This is a genomic window from Amycolatopsis sp. NPDC005003 (assembly GCF_053600695.1).
In genome coordinates, this window is the sequence record NZ_JBSGAI010000010.1 from 50,638 (window position 1) to 67,492 (window position 16,855).

15 protein-coding genes and 1 pseudogene are annotated in these 16,855 nt (G+C 72.9%); 7 read left to right on the forward strand and 9 right to left on the reverse strand.

Translation table 11 applies throughout. From position 1 onward, the window contains the following. The first annotated feature begins 130 nt into the window (after window positions 1-130). A complete protein-coding gene (locus tag ACWED2_RS14090) occupies window positions 131-1,603 on the forward strand; it encodes a LodA/GoxA family CTQ-dependent oxidase (RefSeq protein WP_449690860.1) in 1,473 nt (490 codons plus the stop codon). Then, window positions 1,600-2,646, forward strand: a complete 1,047-nt coding sequence (locus ACWED2_RS14095) for an NAD(P)/FAD-dependent oxidoreductase (protein ID WP_449690861.1) — start codon at window positions 1,600-1,602, stop codon at window positions 2,644-2,646. Before ACWED2_RS14090 ends, ACWED2_RS14095 begins: the two co-directional genes overlap by 4 nt. A 37-nt stretch (window positions 2,647-2,683) precedes the next feature. Here ACWED2_RS14095 and ACWED2_RS14100 read toward each other — a convergent pair whose 3' ends face one another. Genes ACWED2_RS14100 through ACWED2_RS14125 form a run of 6 tightly spaced genes read right to left on the reverse strand, consistent with a single transcriptional unit; the run spans window position 2,684 to window position 8,570 of the window. Beyond that, a complete protein-coding gene (locus tag ACWED2_RS14100; RefSeq protein ID WP_449690862.1) occupies window positions 2,684-3,841 on the reverse strand; it encodes an alpha/beta hydrolase family protein in 1,158 nt (385 codons plus the stop codon). Window positions 3,842-3,851: 10 nt separating this feature from the next. Next, window positions 3,852-4,577 carry an SDR family NAD(P)-dependent oxidoreductase gene (locus ACWED2_RS14105; RefSeq protein WP_449690863.1) on the reverse strand — a complete coding sequence of 242 codons (726 nt, stop codon included), beginning with the start codon at window positions 4,575-4,577 and terminating at the stop codon, window positions 3,852-3,854. Then, a complete protein-coding gene (locus ACWED2_RS14110) occupies window positions 4,574-5,494 on the reverse strand; it encodes a fumarylacetoacetate hydrolase family protein (RefSeq protein WP_449690864.1) in 921 nt (306 codons plus the stop codon). The genes ACWED2_RS14105 and ACWED2_RS14110 overlap by 4 nt, the downstream gene beginning before the upstream one ends. Window positions 5,495-5,504: 10 nt before the next feature. Then, a complete protein-coding gene (locus ACWED2_RS14115; RefSeq protein ID WP_449690865.1) occupies window positions 5,505-6,431 on the reverse strand; it encodes a VOC family protein in 927 nt (308 codons plus the stop codon). A 19-nt stretch (window positions 6,432-6,450) separates the two neighbouring features. After that, window positions 6,451-7,581, reverse strand: coding sequence for an FAD-dependent oxidoreductase (locus ACWED2_RS14120; RefSeq protein WP_449690866.1), 1,131 nt, complete (start codon window positions 7,579-7,581; stop codon window positions 6,451-6,453). 26 nt (window positions 7,582-7,607) lie between these two features. Further along, entirely contained in the window at window positions 7,608-8,570 is a 963-nt protein-coding gene (locus ACWED2_RS14125) for a cyclase family protein (protein ID WP_449690867.1), read from the reverse strand. An 84-nt stretch (window positions 8,571-8,654) separates the two neighbouring features. Here ACWED2_RS14125 and ACWED2_RS14130 point away from each other — a divergent pair, with 84 nt between their 5' ends. From ACWED2_RS14130 to ACWED2_RS14140, 3 genes are all read left to right on the forward strand, one after another. After that, complete coding sequence (locus tag ACWED2_RS14130) at window positions 8,655-9,578, forward strand: LysR family transcriptional regulator (protein ID WP_449690868.1); 924 nt, start codon at window positions 8,655-8,657, stop codon at window positions 9,576-9,578. A gap of 96 nt (window positions 9,579-9,674) precedes the next feature. Next, window positions 9,675-10,895, forward strand: a complete 1,221-nt coding sequence (locus ACWED2_RS14135; RefSeq protein ID WP_449690869.1) for an MFS transporter — start codon at window positions 9,675-9,677, stop codon at window positions 10,893-10,895. Between the two features lie 74 nt (window positions 10,896-10,969). Beyond that, a complete protein-coding gene (locus ACWED2_RS14140) occupies window positions 10,970-11,896 on the forward strand; it encodes a phosphotransferase family protein (RefSeq protein ID WP_449690870.1) in 927 nt (308 codons plus the stop codon). Here ACWED2_RS14140 and ACWED2_RS14145 read toward each other — a convergent pair. From ACWED2_RS14145 to ACWED2_RS14155, 3 genes and pseudogenes are all read right to left on the reverse strand, one after another. Then, window positions 11,893-13,017, reverse strand: coding sequence for a hypothetical protein (locus tag ACWED2_RS14145; protein WP_449690871.1), 1,125 nt, complete (start codon window positions 13,015-13,017; stop codon window positions 11,893-11,895). The genes ACWED2_RS14140 and ACWED2_RS14145 overlap by 4 nt on opposite strands. Before the next feature lie 17 nt (window positions 13,018-13,034). Beyond that, window positions 13,035-14,210, reverse strand: a complete 1,176-nt coding sequence (locus ACWED2_RS14150) for a zinc-dependent alcohol dehydrogenase (protein WP_449690872.1) — start codon at window positions 14,208-14,210, stop codon at window positions 13,035-13,037. A 175-nt stretch (window positions 14,211-14,385) separates the two neighbouring features. After that, window positions 14,386-14,748: pseudogene (locus ACWED2_RS14155) on the reverse strand (SRPBCC family protein); the annotation flags it as partial. A 646-nt stretch (window positions 14,749-15,394) separates the two neighbouring features. Here ACWED2_RS14155 and ACWED2_RS14160 point away from each other — a divergent pair. Then, a complete protein-coding gene (locus ACWED2_RS14160) occupies window positions 15,395-16,642 on the forward strand; it encodes a sulfite oxidase (protein ID WP_449690873.1) in 1,248 nt (415 codons plus the stop codon). Beyond that, on the forward strand, window positions 16,642-16,824 hold the full coding sequence (locus ACWED2_RS14165; protein WP_449690874.1) for a hypothetical protein: 183 nt from the start codon (window positions 16,642-16,644) through the stop codon (window positions 16,822-16,824). Before ACWED2_RS14160 ends, ACWED2_RS14165 begins: the two co-directional genes overlap by 1 nt. The last annotated feature ends 31 nt before the right edge of the window (window positions 16,825-16,855 follow it).

Consider the following 16,855-nt stretch of genomic DNA (forward strand, 5'->3'; position numbering starts at 1 on the left):
AAATCGCGTAACACCGGGGGGTGGCGGGCGACTCACCGCCACGAATGAGAATTGCGCCATTTCCCATTCCGGCGGTGGCCCACCGGTCCCGGGCACAGCCGGTGAACGGTTTTCTTCGAGGTGATGCCATATGACCATCATCGCCGCGCGGATCCACCCCGCGATCGGAATTGCCCGAGTGGGTGACAGCGACAGCGAGCCGTTCATCGGCCCCGAGATCCCCGGGGATCCGGCTTTCCCGCAGGGAATCGACTACCGCGGAACGGACCACCGGATCAGACGCCAGGCGGCGCGGTTCCGGGTGTTCGGCTACCACGACGACGGCCGGGTCGAGGAACTGACCGCGGCGACCGCGGACATCCGGTGGACGGTCCACCTCGTGAACCGCAAGGCGGTCGGCCGCCGGCTCGGAGCGCGGGGGAACGGGCCCGGCACGGAACGCAACAGCGCCCACCGGGCGGCCGCCGAACGCGCGAAGCTGGTCATCGATCCCGGACCGCACAGCGTCGAAGGCTCGAACCGCAGGCCCGTCCGGCTCGACGGGGACTTCGTCGTCCCACACCATCCGGAGGAATCGAAGGAATCGGTGCGCTTGGGGGAGATTTCGACCGACGCGGACGGCCACCTGGTCGTCGCCGGCGGCCGCGGCCGGGCCGGTTCCCCGTCCGGCCACAAGTTCAACGACGCCGGGGACAGCGACGAGTGGTACGACGACGTCTCGGACGGCCCGGTCTCGGCCACGGTCCGGATGGCCGGGGTGACGATCGACGTCGAACCCGCCCGCGTGATCGTCGGCCCCCCGAAGTTCGCGCCGCCGGTCGGCAACGTCGTGCGCCTCTGGGACGTGGTGTTCGAGGCGCTCGCGGACGACGCGGCGAAGTTCGCCCGCCCGTCGTACGTGCGGGACATCTACCCGATCCTGCAGGCGGCGCGCGACGTGGGCGCGGTGAACGGGCCGGCGCGCACTCGGCACCGGTTCACCCACCCGGTGCGGGACACGGACACGAAAGACAAAATCCTCGCCCGGATCAGGGCGACGGGACCGACGCACATGCCCCGGCTGTACGGGAGCAAACAGGGGCGGCTCGACCTGGCCCTCACCAAGACGCAGAAACGCCGGCTCGAGAGCTGGGCGGCGAACGACTTCGACGACGACTGGCCGGACGGAGCGGATTCCCCGCCGGTGGACACCGCCATCACCCCGGACGGGCTCGACCGGGCCGCTCTCGAGAACTGTGTCGGCGGTGCCCTGGAACCGGGGGTCGAGGCCGGGAAGGTGCTGGTGGACCCGGCGAACTACGTCGGCGACTTCACCGTCGGGGGACGGCATCCCTCCTTCCGGTTGCGCCCGGACCTGCCGCCCGGCGCCGTGACCGAGGGGATGGCCCTGCCGTGGCAGCAGGACTTCCACGAGTGCCAGGGGTGGTGGCCGGCCGTGCGCCCCGACCGGGTCGTGCCGGACGGGGCTCCCCCGAATGAGTCGGAAGAGTGGCTCCGGGGCGCCGAGGACCCGGAGCAGTTCGCCAGAGGGTGCTGGGCGCACCTCGGGTTCGTGCTGCGGCGGCCGGACGGCGAGCTCGTCGAACGCGACCGCACGTTGTGAGGAGCTTCGACGTCGTGGTGGCGGGTGGCGGCCCGGCCGGGGCCGCCGTCGCCCTGCGGCTGGCGCGGGCGGGCCGCGAGGTCGCGCTGTACGAGCCGTCGGACTACGGCTCGGTGCGCATGGGGGAGACGCTGGCCGCCGCCGTCACCCCGCTGCTGCGGGACCTCGGTGTCCGGACCGCGTTCGCCGGCCTGCGGCCCGTGCCGTCCTACCGGACGACCAGTGCCTGGGGCGGCGGGGAGCCGGTCGTCCGGTCCTCGCTGTTCGACCCCCACGGCCCCGGGTGGCACGTCGACCGGGCCGGCTTCGACCGGATGCTCGCCGGGGCCGCGGCCGACGCGGGGGTCTCGGTGATCCGGCACCGGGTGGCCGGAGCCGACCCGGTTCCGGGCGGGTTCGCGATCCGCGCGGCCGTCCCGGTCCGCTCGCTGTCCATTGTGGATGCCACCGGCCGTGCGGCCCGCCTCGCGCGCGGCCGGGGTGCCCGGCGGGTCCGGTTCGACCGGCTCGTCTGCCTCGCCCGGGTCGCCGGCGAAGCCGGCGTGGCGCCGGAAGACACTTTCGTCGAGTCCGTGCCCTACGGCTGGTGGTACGTCTCGCCGCTGCCCGGCGGTCGTCGGGTCGTCGCCTGCTTCACCGAGCCGGCGATCGCCGCGGCCGCCCGGCTGGCCACGCCGGCGGGCTGGGCGGCCGCGCTGGCCGCGACGACGCACGTGCGCGGTGAGGCCGGGCCGGTGCCGCTGGGCGAGCCCCTGGTCGTGGCCGTGGGCGGGCACCTGCTCCGGCCCTGCGCCGGACCCGGCTGGCTCGCCGTGGGCGACGCGGCGCTGGCGATGGACCCGCTGTCCGGCGGCGGGGTCGCGTTCGCCCTGCGGTCCGCCGAGCTCGGCGCGGAAGCGCTGCTCCGCGGCGATACCGAGCGCTATGCGAAGTTCGTGCACGACACCGCCGCCGAGTACGGGCGACGGCACGCCCGGGTCTACGGTGCGGAAACGAGGTTTCCGGGTGCGCCGTTCTGGCGGGCCCGCCGGTTGCCGGCCTGAGCTGCCTGCTTTGTCGTCCGGCGCGGGATCGCCCCGGTCAGGGCCGTTCTCGCAACGTGTCCGCCACCCAGTCGGCGATGAAGGTGCTCACGTGGGGCAGGTGGTCGAGTCCGATGTGCTCGGTCGCGCCCTCCTCCGGGGTGAACACCCGCAGCTGCCGCCGGGGCGAGTTGACGGCCTGCTCGTAGGAGCGGTGGGCGTACTCGAGCGGGATCTGGCGGTCGTTCTCGCCGTGGGCGACGAGGAACGGCACGGTGATCTTCTCGACCACGCCGTCGAGGTGCACGTCGTCGGCGAAGGCGATGAACTCCTCCAGGTCGTCGTGGCCCCACACCCACAGCACGTGTTCCCAGTAGTGCGGGACCGGCCGTTCGCCTTCGCGTTCGAGACGGCGCCGCTGCACCGCGCCCCAGTTGTGGTTGGCGCCCCAGGCGACGCACAGCGCGAACCGCTTCTCGAACGCCGCGGCGCGGGGTGCGTAGTAGCCGCCGAGGGACCAGCCGACGATCCCGATCCGGCTGGTGTCCACTTCGGACCGGGTTTCGAGCCAGTCCACGGCCGCGCCCGCCCAGGCTTCGGCGTCGATGCGGGCGGTGAGCCCCTGCAGGCGCAGGGCTTCCCCGGTGCCCGGCTGGTCGAGCATCAGGCACGAGATCCCGCGGTCGGCCAGCTCACGCCAGTGCGCCGAGCTGTACATGTGTTCCTTGGTCGAATCCAGGCCGTTGACCAGCACGATCACCGGCGCCGGCCCGGCTTCGGTGGCCGGGGCGAGGGAAAGGTAGGCGGGCAGGGTGGTGCCCTCGTACGGGATCGCCACCCGGGAGATCCGCCGGTCGCGCAGGTCGAAGGCCTTCTGCGCGAGGTCGAGGACCCGCCGGTAGGTGGGCAGCCGGTCCGGGTCGGAGTGGGCGAGCATGCGCTCGGCCTGGCAGAGGTAGTTGGTGGCCCGGAAGTACAGCTCGCCCGCCGTACGGGTGTGCCCGGCTTTCTCGGCCTGCTCGGCTTGGTCCACGAGCTGGTCGGTGAGCGCGCTCCAGGCCCGCAGGAAGTCCGGCGTCCCGGCGTCCGAGCCCTGGGCCGCGGCTTCGCGGATGGGCCGGCAGGCGCGGTCCACCTCGTCGATCAGGCCGCCGCTGTTGAGCGCGGCGACCACGCCGAGGTTCCACACGTAGTTTCCGGGGAAGTATTCGAACACGGGGTTCCTCTCAGGTCAAAGCGGCTTCGCTGATCGACTTGACGCCGCCGTGCGCGGTCATGCCGCCGTCGACGGGGATTTCGGCGCCGGAGATGTAGGAGGCCGCGTCGCTGATCAAGAACGCGACGAGGGCGGCGACCTCCTCGGCGGTCCCGGTGCGGCCGAGCGGGGTCTCGGCGACGTTCGCGGCCCGGAACCCGGGCGGCGCCGAAGCGGTCATCGGGGTTTCGATGTACCCCGGGTGCACGGCGTTGACGCGGATGCCCCGGCCGCCCAGTTCGAGGCAGGCGGCCTTGACGAAACCGCGCAGCGCCCACTTGCTCGCGGTGTAGGCCAGCGAGTAGTGCCCGGTCAGCGCCGCGGCCGAGCCGGTCACGACGATCGACCCGCCGGACGGCATCAGCGGCGCCACCGCCCGCACCGCCCGCAGGACGCCGCCGACGTTGACGTCCTGCACGCGCGCCAGGTCGGCCGCGGCCAGGTCGCCGAGCCGCGTCCGCCAGGTGATGCCCGCGGCGGCGACGAGCCCGTCGACCCGGTCGAGGCCCGCGGCGAGCTCGGTCCAGCCGGCGTCGTCGGTGACGTCGAGCCGGTGGTGCTCGACGCCGGGCAGCCCGGGGTCCTCGGCGCGGTCGACCCCGAGCACGCGGGCGCCTTCCGCGGCGAGCAGCCGAGCGACCGCCGCGCCGATGCCCTGTGCCGCACCGGTGACGAGCACGACCTTGCCGCCGGTCACCGCGACCGCCTCCGGGGATGGCGGGAGCGGGCCCGGCGGACCGGCGGCAGGTCGACCCCGGCGACGACGGTGTTGCGGATCGTCCCGATGCCCTCGACGGTCATCTCGACGACGTCGCCGGGTTCGAGGGGCGGCGGTGTCCGCTCGCCTCGCCGTCCCCACAGCTCGGCCAGGCAGCCGCCGTTGCCGCAGGTCCCGGAGCCCAGGACGTCGCCCGCGCGCAGCCGCGTGCCCCGGCCGGCGTAGGCGGCCAGTTCCTCGAACGGCCAGCCCATGTTGGACAGCAGGTCCCGACCCACTTCGACGCCGTTCACCGCCACCCGCATGTCGAGGGCCAGGAAGCCCTCCGCGTCGCGGTACGGCTCCAGTTCGCCGGCCGTGACGAGCCACGGCCCGAGCGTCGTGGCCGAGTCCTTGCCCTTGGCGGGCCCGAGGTTGACCTTCATCTCGCGGCGCTGGAGGTCGCGGGCGGACCAGTCGTTGAGGATCGTGTAGCCGCAGATCCCGTCCGGGCCCAGCACGGCGGCGACCTCCAGTTCGAAGTCGAACAGCCGGGAGCCCGGCGGGACCGGCACGTCGTCGTGCGCGCCGACGAGCGCGCAGGGGTTGGTGAAGTAGAACGTCGGTGCCTCGTACCACTCCGGCGGCACGGACCCCGGGGCGACCATGCCTTCGACGTGTTCCTCGAACGCGACGAAGTCCCGCACGGACGGCGGCTCCAGCGGTGGGAGGAGCCGCCGTCCGGCCAACGGCACCGCGTCACCCGTGGCGCGGGCCTGCGCACCTGCCTCGTGGAGCGCGCCGGAGCGGATCAGGTCCAGCACAGTTGCCCCGGCAGGCAGGCGCAGCAGCATTTCGCCTTCGACGACACCGCAGCGGACGGCGCCGCCGGGTTCCTCGACGGTCGCGAACTTCATCGGGGTCTCCTCACACCGGCGGGGCGACGAACAGGCCCTTGTCGGGGTCGTTGAACGACCGCTGCGCGACGAACTCGTTCATCGCGTTCGCCGTGCCCCACTGGTCGGACACCTCGGGGTCGCTGAAGTCGTAGAGGTGCGGGTGCCAGGTGTCCTCGTCGACCAGCTCCAGCTCGGTGGTGTACTCCACCGTGTTGCCGTGCGGGTCGAGGAAGTAGCTGAAGGTGTTGTTGCCCGCCAGGTGCCGGCCCGGGCCCCAGATCTTCTCGACGCCCGCGCGCAGCAGCCGTCCGGTCCCGCGCATGTACTCGTCCAGGCCCCGCATCTCGAACGACACGTGGTGCAGCGACGGGTGCGGGCAGCGCGCGATGGCCATGCTGTGGTGCCACGAGTTCACCCGCAGGAACCACATCATCTCGCCCATCCGCGGGTGCATCAGGATGTCCGACAGCCGGAACCCCAGGTGCTTTTCGTAGAAGGCCCGGGTCGCCTCGGGGTTCGTCGAGTTGATCACCACGTGGGACAGGCGGACCGGGACCGCCTCGCCGGCTTCGATCCGGCGGTGGGCCCGGACGGCGACGTCGGCGCTGATCTCGATGGTGCGGCCCTCGTTGTCGAAGAACCGGAACCCGTAGCCGCCGCCCGGGGTGTGCAGCGCCCGGGGCTCGTGGACGAGCGTCACGCCCCCGGTGGCCAGCCGGGCGGCGAGGGTGTCCACATCGGACGGCGTGGCGACGCCGAAGGCGATCAGGTCGATCCGCTTGTCGGCGGCCTCGCGCAGCCGTACCACGTACTGCTCGGGCGAGCCTTCCGCGGCGAGGAACGCGACGCCGGTGTCGGTGTGCTCGGTCTTCAGGCCCCAGGCGCCGGTGTAGAAGTCCCGCTGGCGGGCCAGGTCCGGCACGGCGAGGTCGACGTGCCGCAGGTGCGTGATCATCTCGTTCTCCTCCGTAGGTTCAGGCGGGCCGGCCGACGAGCGCGGCGATCCGGGCGATCAGCCCGGGCACGTCGCCCTGTTCGCCGTCCAAAAGCCACTGTCCGAGCTGGACGGACGCCGCGACGACCGTGGCCGCTCGTGCGCAGCGACGTCCGGTGAACTCGGTCCAGACGCGGTCGTCGAGGGTTTCCGACGCCAGCAGCAGCTCGGTCAGCACCGCGGCGTCTTCGAGGGCCTGGGCGCCGCCCTGGGCCAGGGTGGGCGGGCACGAGTGGGCGGCGTCGCCGATCAGCACCACGCGTCCCCGGTGCCACGGCGCGGGCAGGACGTGGGTCTCGAACAGCGTGTAGTTGACCCGCGACGCATCGGTCAGCGTGGCGCGGACGTCGTCCCACGGGCCGTGGTACGCCGATGCGAGCTCACGCATGGTCGCGAGTTGTTCGGCGGGGGACAGGCCGCTGCGGTCCCGCGCGTGCTCGACGACGTAGGCGTAGAGCGTGTCCTCGCTGGTCGGGCAGTAGCCCGCGATGTAGGACGGGCCACCGTAGAACAGGTCGGTCCGGGTCACCGAAGCCGGGCGGGGGCCGAACGCGCGCCAGATGCCCATGCCCGTCGGCCGGATCCCCGGGTCGATGCCCAGCAGCCGGCGGACCGCCGAGCGGATCCCGTCGGCGCCGACGACGAGGTCGTAACGGCCGGTCGAGCCGTCGGAGAAGGTGACGTCGGCCCCGCTCGCGTCCTGGGCCAGCTCGGTGACCGTGAGCCCGAAGCGAACCTTGACCCCGGCCGAACCGGCGCGCTCGTGCAGGAGCCGCGCCAGGTCCGGCCGGGGCATCCCCAGCGTGGCCGGCAGGTCGGGGCCGCCGGTCCGGACGTCGGGGATCTCGGCGAGCAGCGTCCCGGCGGGGTCCGGGGCACGCAGGCCGAGGCTGTCGAAGCTGTATCCGTGCGCCCGCACGGCTTCCCAGAGACCGAGCTTCCGCAGCTCGCGCAGGGCGTTGCCCTGCAGGGTGATTCCGGAGCCGATGGCGGCGATGTCCGGCTTGATCTCGATCAGGTCGACCGCGACGCCGTGATCGGCGAGGTGGATCGCCGTGGCGGTGCCGGCGAGACCGCTGCCGACCACGAGGACGGTGTGCACGGCGGGCATGGGGACTCCTTCGTCCGGTACGGGAACTACTTGACGGCGATCGGGGCGACCGGCGCACCGACCGCGCCGGTCACCGGCAGCGGGTCGGCGGTCAGCCAGAAGTCGTACCGGCCGTCGGCGGCGCAGTCCGCGGCCAGTGCGTCGAGGTCCCACATCTCGCCGAGGAACAACCCGATGTGCGGGATGGCGACCTGGTGCAGCGGCTGGAAGGCGTCATCGAACTCGTTGGGCCGGACCTCGAAGCCCCAGGTGTCGGTGGCGATCGCCGCGATTTCGGTGTCGTGCAGCCACTCCGCGGTGGTGAACGACAGCCCGGGCGCGGGGCCGCCCGCGTAGTCACCCCAGCCTTCGCGCCGCGCCCGGGCGAGCCGTCCGGTCCGCACCAGGAGCAGGTCGCCCCGGCCGACGCGCGCGGTTTCCCCCTGCGCGGCCATGGTTTCTTCGAGGTGTTCCACGGTGATCGCGAACCCGTCCGGCAGCTCGCCGTCCGCACCGAGCGCGCGGCCGACGTCGAGCAGGACCCCGCGCCCGGCGATCCGGCCCGCCGCGGTCTCGATCCCGGTGACGCGGTCGCCTTCACTGGTCACGACGTCCCCGGCCCGGCGGCCGTTCCACGCCACGCCGTGGTCGAAGATGTGCCCGAGCCCGTCCCACTGCGTCGACGCCTGCAGCGGCATGAACACGACGTCGTCGGCGCCGCCGATGCCGTGCGGGAAGCCCTGGGTGCCGCGCTCGGCGTCCAGGCCGGTGTCCAGCATCGTGTGCACCGGGTTGGTCCGGCGCCGCCAGCCTTTCTGCGGGCCGTCGGCGTCGAAGCGCTGCGCCAGGGAGAAGCTGACGCCCCGGCGGACCAGTGCCGCGCCTTCGCGGCGCTTGGTGTCGTCGAGGAAGTTGAGGGTGCCGAGGACGTCGTCGGCACCCCAGCGGCCCCAGTTGGAACAGCGCTTGGCTGCGGCGGCGATCGCGGCTTCGGGATCGGTGCGGTCCATGCCGCTCACTGTGCGGCGGACCACAGCATCAGGGAAGACGAAATAGGTGATGCGAGCTATCCATCCGGTGGATAACCTGAGGTGGTGAACCTGGCGAGTCTGGACCTGAACCTGCTCGTGACGCTCGACGCGCTGCTCGAACACCGCAGCGTGAGCCGCGCGGCGGAGCAGATCGGCCTCAGCCAGCCCGCGGTGTCGGCCCAGCTGGCGCGGTTGCGGCGGCACTTCGGCGACGAGCTGCTGGCCCGCTTCGGCAACCAGTACCGCCTCACGCCGCTGGCCGTCCAGCTGCGTGGCCGGGTGCGCACCGCGGTGAACGGCGTCGAGCGCGTGTTCGCCGCCGAGCCCGACTTCGACCCGGCGACCACGGTCCGGGAGTTCTCCCTCGCCATGACCGACTACGGTGTCGCGGTCCTCGGCGTCCCGCTGGCCGCCGCACTGGCTCACGAGGCGCCCGGCGCCCGCGTGCGGTTCATCGCCAACACCCCGGCGATCGTCGACAACGCCCGCCAGGCCCTCACCGGCATCGACCTGCTGGTGCTGCCGCACGGCTTCCTCGACGGCCTGCCGCACCGGGACCTCCACCGCGACGACTGGGTCTGCCTGGTCGATGCCGGTCACCCGGCGGTGGAGCAGGGGCTGACGGTGGAGCAGCTGCAGACCATGCCGTGGGTGGTCTCCTTCCACGGCCCCACCGCGTCGACCCCGGCCGCGCTGCAGATGCGGATCCTCGGCATCGAACCGCACGTCCAGGTGATCACGGAGAACTTCCTGACCGTCCCGGGCCTGGTGGCCGGCACCGGCCGGGTGGCCCTGCTGCAGCGGCGGCTCGCCGAACGCATCCCGGCCGACACGAACGTGCGGGCGCTGCCCTGCCCGTTCGAAGCGGGGCCGCTGGTCGAGGCGGTCTGGTGGCACCCGATGTACGAACACGATCCCGAACACCAGTACCTCCGCGACCTGCTGGCGCGGATCGCCGCCGGCGTCGCCGAGCATCCATCGCGCTGATACCGCGGTTCAGCAGAAGTGATTTCCGCTGCGCCCACCGCGGAACTCACACTTTCGGCACCTTTCCTGACCCAACGACGGAACTCAGGTGCCGAAATGCCCGAAAGCCCGGCCGTGAACCGGTCACCAGCCATCCCGTCCACCGGCCAAGGGGCGACCGCCGGCCCGGTCCAGCTGCTCCTGCTGCTCGCGGGAAGCTGCCTGTCGGTGCTCGGCGCCGTCCTCATCGCCCCTGTCCTGCCGCAGCTGTCCCGGGCGTTCGCGGACACGCCCGGCGCGGACGTCCTCGTCCCGATCGTGCTGACCGCGCCGGCCCTGCTGATCGGGCTGACCGCGCCGTTCGCCGGCGTCATCGCCGACCGGATCGACCGGAAACGGGTGCTGCTGCTGGCCATGCTGGCCTACGCGGCGTTCGGAACGGCTCCGCTCTATCTGGACTCACTCGGCACGATCCTGGCCAGCCGCGTGCTCGTCGGGCTGTGCGAGGGCGCGATCATGACCTGCTGCACCACCCTCATCGGTGACTACTGGTCCGGCCCGCGCCGGGCGCGTTACCTGGGCCTGCAGACCCTGGTCGCCACCCTGTCGGCCACCGTGTTCCTGGCGCTCGGCGGCGTGCTCGGCGCGTCGGGCTGGCGCACGCCGTTCTGGCTGTACGCCGTCGCCGCCCCGCTGGCGATCCCCATGGCGCTCAAGCTCTGGCAGCCGCACCGACGGTCCGCCGGCCACCTGACGAGCCTGCCCTGGCGCCGGCTGGCCGCGCCCTGCCTCGTCACCCTGTTCGGCGGCGTCGTCTTCTACGCCCTGATCGTCGAACTGTCCTTTGTGCTCACCGGCGTCGGCGTGACCGCCACCGGGACCATCGGCGCTATCTCCGCGGTCATGTCGCTGGCGACGGCCGCGGGAGCGATCGTGTTCAGCCGCCTGTCCGGCAGGACGCCCCGGATCCTGCTGCCGGTCGAATTCGGGCTCGCCGCCGTCGGCCTCCTCCTGGTGTTCGCCACCGCCTCACCGGCCGTCATCACCGTCGGCGCGATCTTCACCGGCTTCGGCACCGGCATGCTGCTGCCGACCCTGCTGACGTGGGCGGTCAACCGGCTCACCTTCGACCAGCGAGGCCGCGGCACCGGCCTGTGGACCGGCACGCTGTTCCTCGGCGAGTTCGTGTGCCCGCTGGCCCTCGCCGCGATCGGTACCGGCACCGGCGGACTGCAGGGCGCGCTCGCCGTCCTCGGCGTCGCGTCCGCCGTCGCCGGCGTCCTGACCGCGTTCCTGCTGCGGCGGAACAACCAGCCGCTCGACGTCACCGAAGGCTGACCGCCACGGCGAACCCGGCAGCGCTCGTGTCATCGTGGTCGCTCGGTATCGGGTGCGACACGGGGGTGATCACGGTGCACGAGCTGCCCGAAAAGGTCCGGCGCTGGGTGAGCGACGTGGTGGGCGGCGGCACCCGGGTGGCCACCGCCACCGGCCTGCGGCAGGGAGCCAACCCTTGGCTCTTGACGTTCGAACCGGGCGGCCGCGTCGAGGCGGCCGTGCTGCGGCTCGGGGACCCCGCTGATCCCGGCGATCGCGAGCGGTTCGCGACCGAGGTCGCGGCCCTGCGCGTCGCGGGGGACCACCGGCTGCCCGCGGCCGGGCTGATCGCCGAAGATCTCGGCGGTTCCGCGGCCGGCGTCCTGGCGGTGCTGACGACCGTCCTGCCGGGGCACAGCCGGATCCCCCCGGTCGCCTCCACCGAACGGCTCCAGGGCCTGGGGGCCGCGGCCGCCGCGCTGCAGGCGGTCCCGTTGGCGCCCGGGGCTGCCCTGCCGTTGCGGACGCGTTCGATCGCGGACGTCGACTTCGCGGCCCAGCGGCGGGAAAAGGGCACCACCGCGCTGCTGACGGCTGCGGAAGAACGTCTCGAACGGTTGCCCGCGCCCGGCGGCCCGACCGTCCTCGTGCACGGTGACCTGTGGTTCGGCAACACCCTCTGGTCCGGTGACCGCTGCACCGGCCTGGTCGACTGGGACTGCGCCGGCGCCGGATCGCCGGGCATCGACCTCGGCGGCGCGCGCTTCGACGCGGCCCTGATGTTCGGGCTGCCCGCGGCGGAGCAGGTCCTGGAGGGCTGGCAGCGCGCGGCCGGGCGGCGAGCCGAGCGGGTCGCCTACTGGGACGTCGTCGCGGCGCTGGGCACCCTGGCCGACATGGCGTTCTGCGTTCCGGCGCTCCACGACCAGGGCCGCGGGGATCTCCACGCCGACCTGCTCGGGCAACGCCGGGATGCGTTCCTCCGCGCCGCATTGAGCCGGCTCGACGCCGGCGATCACTAGGGCCCCTTCCCGGCCGTCCGGTCTCTCCGCCCACGCTTGTTTCGTTCCTGGCGTTCCCGCTCGCGGCGGCCGTAGGTCGCGTTGCGGACGGTTTCTTCGTCTTCCAGGCTCGAGCCGAGCGCGCCGGCGACGATGCCGACCGAACTGCACAGCCAGACCAGGGTCAGGTACGAGCCCGCGCCGACCGGGTGCCCCAGCGCCTGGGCGAAATAGCCGCTGTCGATCAGGACGACCGACGCGAGCAGGGCGAGCACGTACAGGATCGCGTACATGCACGCCACCCCGATCGCCAGTGTGGCGGCCGTGGAAACGTTGTACAGCAGCGCTTTGCGCCGCTCGGCGGCTTCGTCGGGCCGGTCCCAGAGGTGGTTGTACACCGTCAGCCACACCGTCATGACCACGATGGTGACCACGGTGATCGCGGTCAGCCGCAGCGGCGACAGCGCGTCCGCGAGCTTCCAGAACGAACTGGTGATGATGCCGTAGGCGGCGGTGCCGGCCGCGGCCGCGGTGGCGCCGGCGAGGTGCGGGACGAGCCGCCACGGCCGGTTGTCCCGCACCATCCCGGCCAGCAGCCGCAGCCGGCCACGCAGGCCGACCAGCGCGAGGTGCGTCGCCGACGATTGGCGTTCGCCGGGCAGCCGCCGCGTCGGGGCCAGCACCTCACGCAGCCTCGCCAGCGTTCCCGGCCGGTCGTGACCGGCGTCGATCCCGAGCCGTCGTGCCGCCAGGTGCCGCACCACGCGCACCAGCAACGCCCGCGCCCGGCGCCGCACGAGGACGGCACCGAGCGCGGGCAGCGAGATCATCGCGACGCCGTGCTCGGCGTCGACCCCGGCGACGACGGGGTCCGTGCCCGCGCGCCGCGGCAGGTCGGTGACGAGGACCAGCAGGTCCCAGCCCCGGTCGTGGCGGTGCTGCCGCGACAGCGTGCGCATCGGGATTTCGCCGTCTTCGTCCAGCGGAAGCCGGTCGACTTCGTGCTCCACCCGCCACCGCGTCCGCCCGTCGACCCCGGTGGCGAGGAGCCGGGGCAGCTCGTCGGCGATCGTCGTGATCACCTGCTCCGGCAGCCCTTCGTCGGCCAGGACCCCGACGGCCACCTGGCGTGGTGCGGTCATGCGGTTCACCTCACCGATCAGGGCTTGAGGACGACCTTCTCGCAGTTGTCCTGCTTGTTCTTGAACAGCTCGAAGCCGCGTTCGGCCTCCTCCAGCGGCAGCGTGTGGGTGATGATCCGGGTCGGGTCGAGCTCGCCGCGTTCGATGCGCCGCAGCAGCAGTTGCATGTAGCGCTGCACGTGGCACTGCCCGGTCCGCAGGGTCAGTGACCGGTTCATCCACGCACCGGCCGGGAACTTGTCCACGAGGCCGCCGTACACGCCGATCACCGAAACCACGCCGCCGCTGCGGCACGACAGGATCGCCTGGCGCAACGCGTGCGGGCGGTCGGTCTCCGAGCGCACGGCCTGCTTGACCCGGTCGTAGGCGGCGATGTGCGAGCTGCCGTGGGTGGCTTCCAGCCCGACGGCGTCGATGCACTTGTCGGGGCCGCGGCCGCCGGTCAGCTCCAGCAGCCGGGACCGGACGTCGACCTCCTCGAAGTTCACCGGGAGGTGGCCCGCTTCTTCGGCCAGCCGCAGCCGGTACGGCTCCTTGTCGACGGCGATGACCTTCGCCGCGCCCAGCAGCCGGGCGCTGTCCATGGCGAACTGGCCGACCGGGCCGGCGCCCCAGACCGCGACCACGTCGCTGGAGGTGATGTCGCACATTTCGGCGCCCATGTAGCCGGTGGGCAGGATGTCGGAGAGGAAGAGCACCTGCTCGTCGGTCAGGTCCGACTCGATCTTGATCGGGCCGACGTCGGCGAACGGCACGCGCGCGTACTGGGCCTGGCCGCCCGCGAAGCCGCCGGTCAGGTGCGAGTAGCCGAAGATCCCGGCGACCGAGTGCCCGAACATCTTCTCCGCGATCCCCGCGTTGGGGTTGGAGTTCTCGCAGCAGGAGTACAGTTCCGCGGCGCAGGCGGCGCACGCGCCGCAGGCGATCGGGAACGGGACGACGACCCGGTCCCCGACGCGCAGCCGGCCCGCGTCAACGCCCGGACCGACCTCGACCACTTCGCCCATGAACTCATGGCCCAGGACGTCGCCGTCCTGCATGGTGGGGACGTACCCGTCGACCAGGTGCAGGTCCGAGCCGCAGATCGCGGTGGAGGTGATCCGGATGATCGCGTCGCGGTGGTTGAGGATCTTCGGGTCCGGAACCTCGCGGACCTCGACCTTGTTGCGGCCCGACCAGGTGTTGGCCCTCATGCGTCCGCTCCCTTTTCCAGTTCGGCGTCCGACAGCGGTTGTGCCGGGCGCTGCGGGAATTCCTCGCGGGCCGTTTGCCCCACGGGGCGCCGTCGGACCGGACGACTTCGCCGGTTTCCAGGACCTGCTTGAGGCGGCGCAGGTCGTCGTCGAGCTGCTGGTGCGGTTCTTCGCCGTAGTACTCGGCGACGGCCTTGCCGACCGCGCCGCCGGGGATCTCGTAGGCCAGGACGACGTGCACCTCGGTGCTCTCCCCGTCGGGGGCGGGGGTGAACCAGACGGTGCCGGCGTTCGGTACGGCGGCTTTCCCGGTCGAGCGCCACGCGATCCGCTCGCCCGGCGTCTCCTCGGTGATTTCCGCGTCCCACTCGACGTCCTGGCCGAACGGGGCAGCGGCGGTCCAGTGGCTGGTCCGGTCGCCGGTGGTGCGGACCTGCTCGACGTGCGCCATGAACGCCGGAAGGTGCTCGAGGTCGCGCCAGAACGCGAAGACGTCCGGCGCGGGTTTGCGGATGGTGGTCGCTGCGGTCAGTTCCACGGAATCTCCTTTGCGGGTGCCCCGCGCCGACCGCGCGGAACCGGTGTGGTCCGCGCGAGTGGCCGCACGGCGGTCAGCAGGTCCGGCGCGGTGCTTCCGGCGACGGCGCCGGTGACCCCCGGCGAGCCGTCGCCGCCGGGGCCCGCCGCGGTGGGCGAGGGCCGGGCCGAGCGCGGTCAGCGCGTCATGGTCAGCCTCCGTATCCGGTTGCGCCCTGCCGGAGGACCAGGTGTGGCACCCCCGGGACCTGTTCGATCTCCGGGCGGCTACCCCTCGGCGATCCGGCTAACCCATCGATCGGGGCCGGGTTTCGATCGGTTGCGGGAGGCGGCGCTACCTCCTTGGGTCCGGTGCCGGGAACCTGAGTAGTAGGAGTCTTGTCCCGCGCCGGCGCGGCCGGTTGCATGGCTCTGGACCGAGACTTCCTCTGCAGCAAGGAAAACCAGCGATGAGCCTGCGTCGCCGCGGCCGCGAAGATGGCCGCTTTCGGCGGTCAGGTACAGACCCCGGACCAGACCGACGTGTGGGCACAGGCGCGCGCGGTGTTCGAGCGGTTCGCCGCCGCCGCGCGCTCACGGTGTGAGCGCTCTCGTTCCGCTGTGTGGACGTGCTGGCCGTCCGGCAACGGGATCCCGAGAATGCCCGCATGACGGCGTTGAACGACGAAACCGCCTACGACCGGGTGCGTGCCGGGCAGTGGCGAGCCGGCCGGGCGCGCATGCCGGGGCTGAACCGGCGTGATCTGCTGCGGCTGACGGCGGCCGGCGGACTCGCACTGGCGGCGACCGGGGCGGCGGCTCCCGCGGCGTCGGCCGCGGGGCCGATCGTGAAGCCGCTGCCGCCGGAGCTGTTCGACGTCTACGGCACCAACGCCGAGACGCGGTGGGAAGCCATGCGCGGCCAGGGTTACCTGACACCGGTCGACCGGTTCTTCGTCCGCGACCACACGTCGACCCCGGTGCTGGACGCGGCCACCTGGCGGCTCGAGCTGTTCGGCTCCGGGCTGCGCGGCGGGCCGGTCCGGTTCACCTACCGCGATCTGCGCGCGCTGCCGTCCGAGACGCTCACCGCGTTCATCGAATGCGCGGGCAACGGCCGGAGTTTCTTCACCAGCCAGCAGGGCCAGACCGTCGGGGGGACGGCGTGGAAGCTCGGCGCGGTCGGGGTCGCCCGCTGGCGCGGTGTCCGGCTCGCGACGGTGCTCGCCCGGGCCGGGCTGTCGCACGACGCCGTGGACGTGCTCCCGGAGGGGCTCGATCCGGACTACGTGACGGGCGGGGTGAACCTGGGCAAGGTGCGGCGGCCGCTGCCGGTGGGCAAGGCGCTGCAGGACGTGCTGCTGGCGTACGAGATGAACGGGCAGCCGCTGCCGCCCGACCACGGTTTCCCGGTGCGGCTGGTGGTGCCGTCGTGGGCCGGGATTGCGTCGATCAAGTGGCTGGGCCGGATCGAGGTGTCGGCGACGCCGCTGGTGTCGCCGTGGAACACGCAGTACTACCGGCTGCTGGGCCCGGACTATCCGGCCGAGGGCACGGTGGTCACCGAACAGGTGGTGAAGAGCGCGTTCGAGCTCCCGTGGGGCGCGACCTTGGCGGCGGGGGAGCGGCAGGTGCTGCGCGGCCGGTCCTGGTCCGGCCACGGCCGGATCCGGCGGGTCGAGGTGAGCACGGACGGCGCGACCTGGGAGCGCGCGAAGCCGATCGGGCCGGCGCCGGATCGCGGGTGGCTGCGCTGGGAGTTCCCGTGGCGCCCGCGCGCGGCGGGGGCGTACACGCTGCGGGCGCGCGCCACCGACATCACCGGCGCCCGCCAGCCGGACGTCGCGCCCTACAACACGCAGGGGTACCTCTTCGGCGCGGTGGTCCGCCACCCGGTCACGGTCGCGGCCGGCTGATGAGGCGCCTGGTGCGCGCGCTCGCCAGGGCGTTGACCGGCGTGGGCTGGGTGCTGGTGTCGCCGGTCCCGCCGTTCGAGCCCGCGGTGGTGGTGCCGGTGCCGCGGCCCGCGGCGGACGTCCCGCGGGTGCCGCTTTCGCGGCGGGAACGGGAAACCTTCCGGCGGATCGTCTCCGGCTGACCGGTCAGCGCCGGGGGAGCGGGGAGTTCCG

Excerpts from the sequence above, each read along its gene's own strand:
- ACWED2_RS14120 (WP_449690866.1), bottom strand. The coding sequence starts at position 7,581 with ATGCCCGCCGTGCACACCGTCCTCGTGGTCGGCAGCGGTCTCGCCGGC.
- ACWED2_RS14165 (WP_449690874.1), top strand. The coding sequence starts at position 16,642 with ATGAGGCGCCTGGTGCGCGCGCTCGCCAGGGCGTTGACCGGCGTGGGC.
- ACWED2_RS14150 (WP_449690872.1), bottom strand. The coding sequence starts at position 14,210 with ATGAGGGCCAACACCTGGTCGGGCCGCAACAAGGTCGAGGTCCGCGAG.
- ACWED2_RS14135 (WP_449690869.1), top strand. The coding sequence starts at position 9,675 with ATGCCCGAAAGCCCGGCCGTGAACCGGTCACCAGCCATCCCGTCCACC.
- ACWED2_RS14090 (WP_449690860.1), top strand. The coding sequence starts at position 131 with ATGACCATCATCGCCGCGCGGATCCACCCCGCGATCGGAATTGCCCGA.
- ACWED2_RS14115 (WP_449690865.1), bottom strand. The coding sequence starts at position 6,431 with ATGATCACGCACCTGCGGCACGTCGACCTCGCCGTGCCGGACCTGGCC.
- ACWED2_RS14160 (WP_449690873.1), top strand. The coding sequence starts at position 15,395 with ATGACGGCGTTGAACGACGAAACCGCCTACGACCGGGTGCGTGCCGGG.
- ACWED2_RS14110 (WP_449690864.1), bottom strand. The coding sequence starts at position 5,494 with ATGAAGTTCGCGACCGTCGAGGAACCCGGCGGCGCCGTCCGCTGCGGT.
- ACWED2_RS14125 (WP_449690867.1), bottom strand. The coding sequence starts at position 8,570 with ATGGACCGCACCGATCCCGAAGCCGCGATCGCCGCCGCAGCCAAGCGC.
- ACWED2_RS14145 (WP_449690871.1), bottom strand. The coding sequence starts at position 13,017 with ATGACCGCACCACGCCAGGTGGCCGTCGGGGTCCTGGCCGACGAAGGG.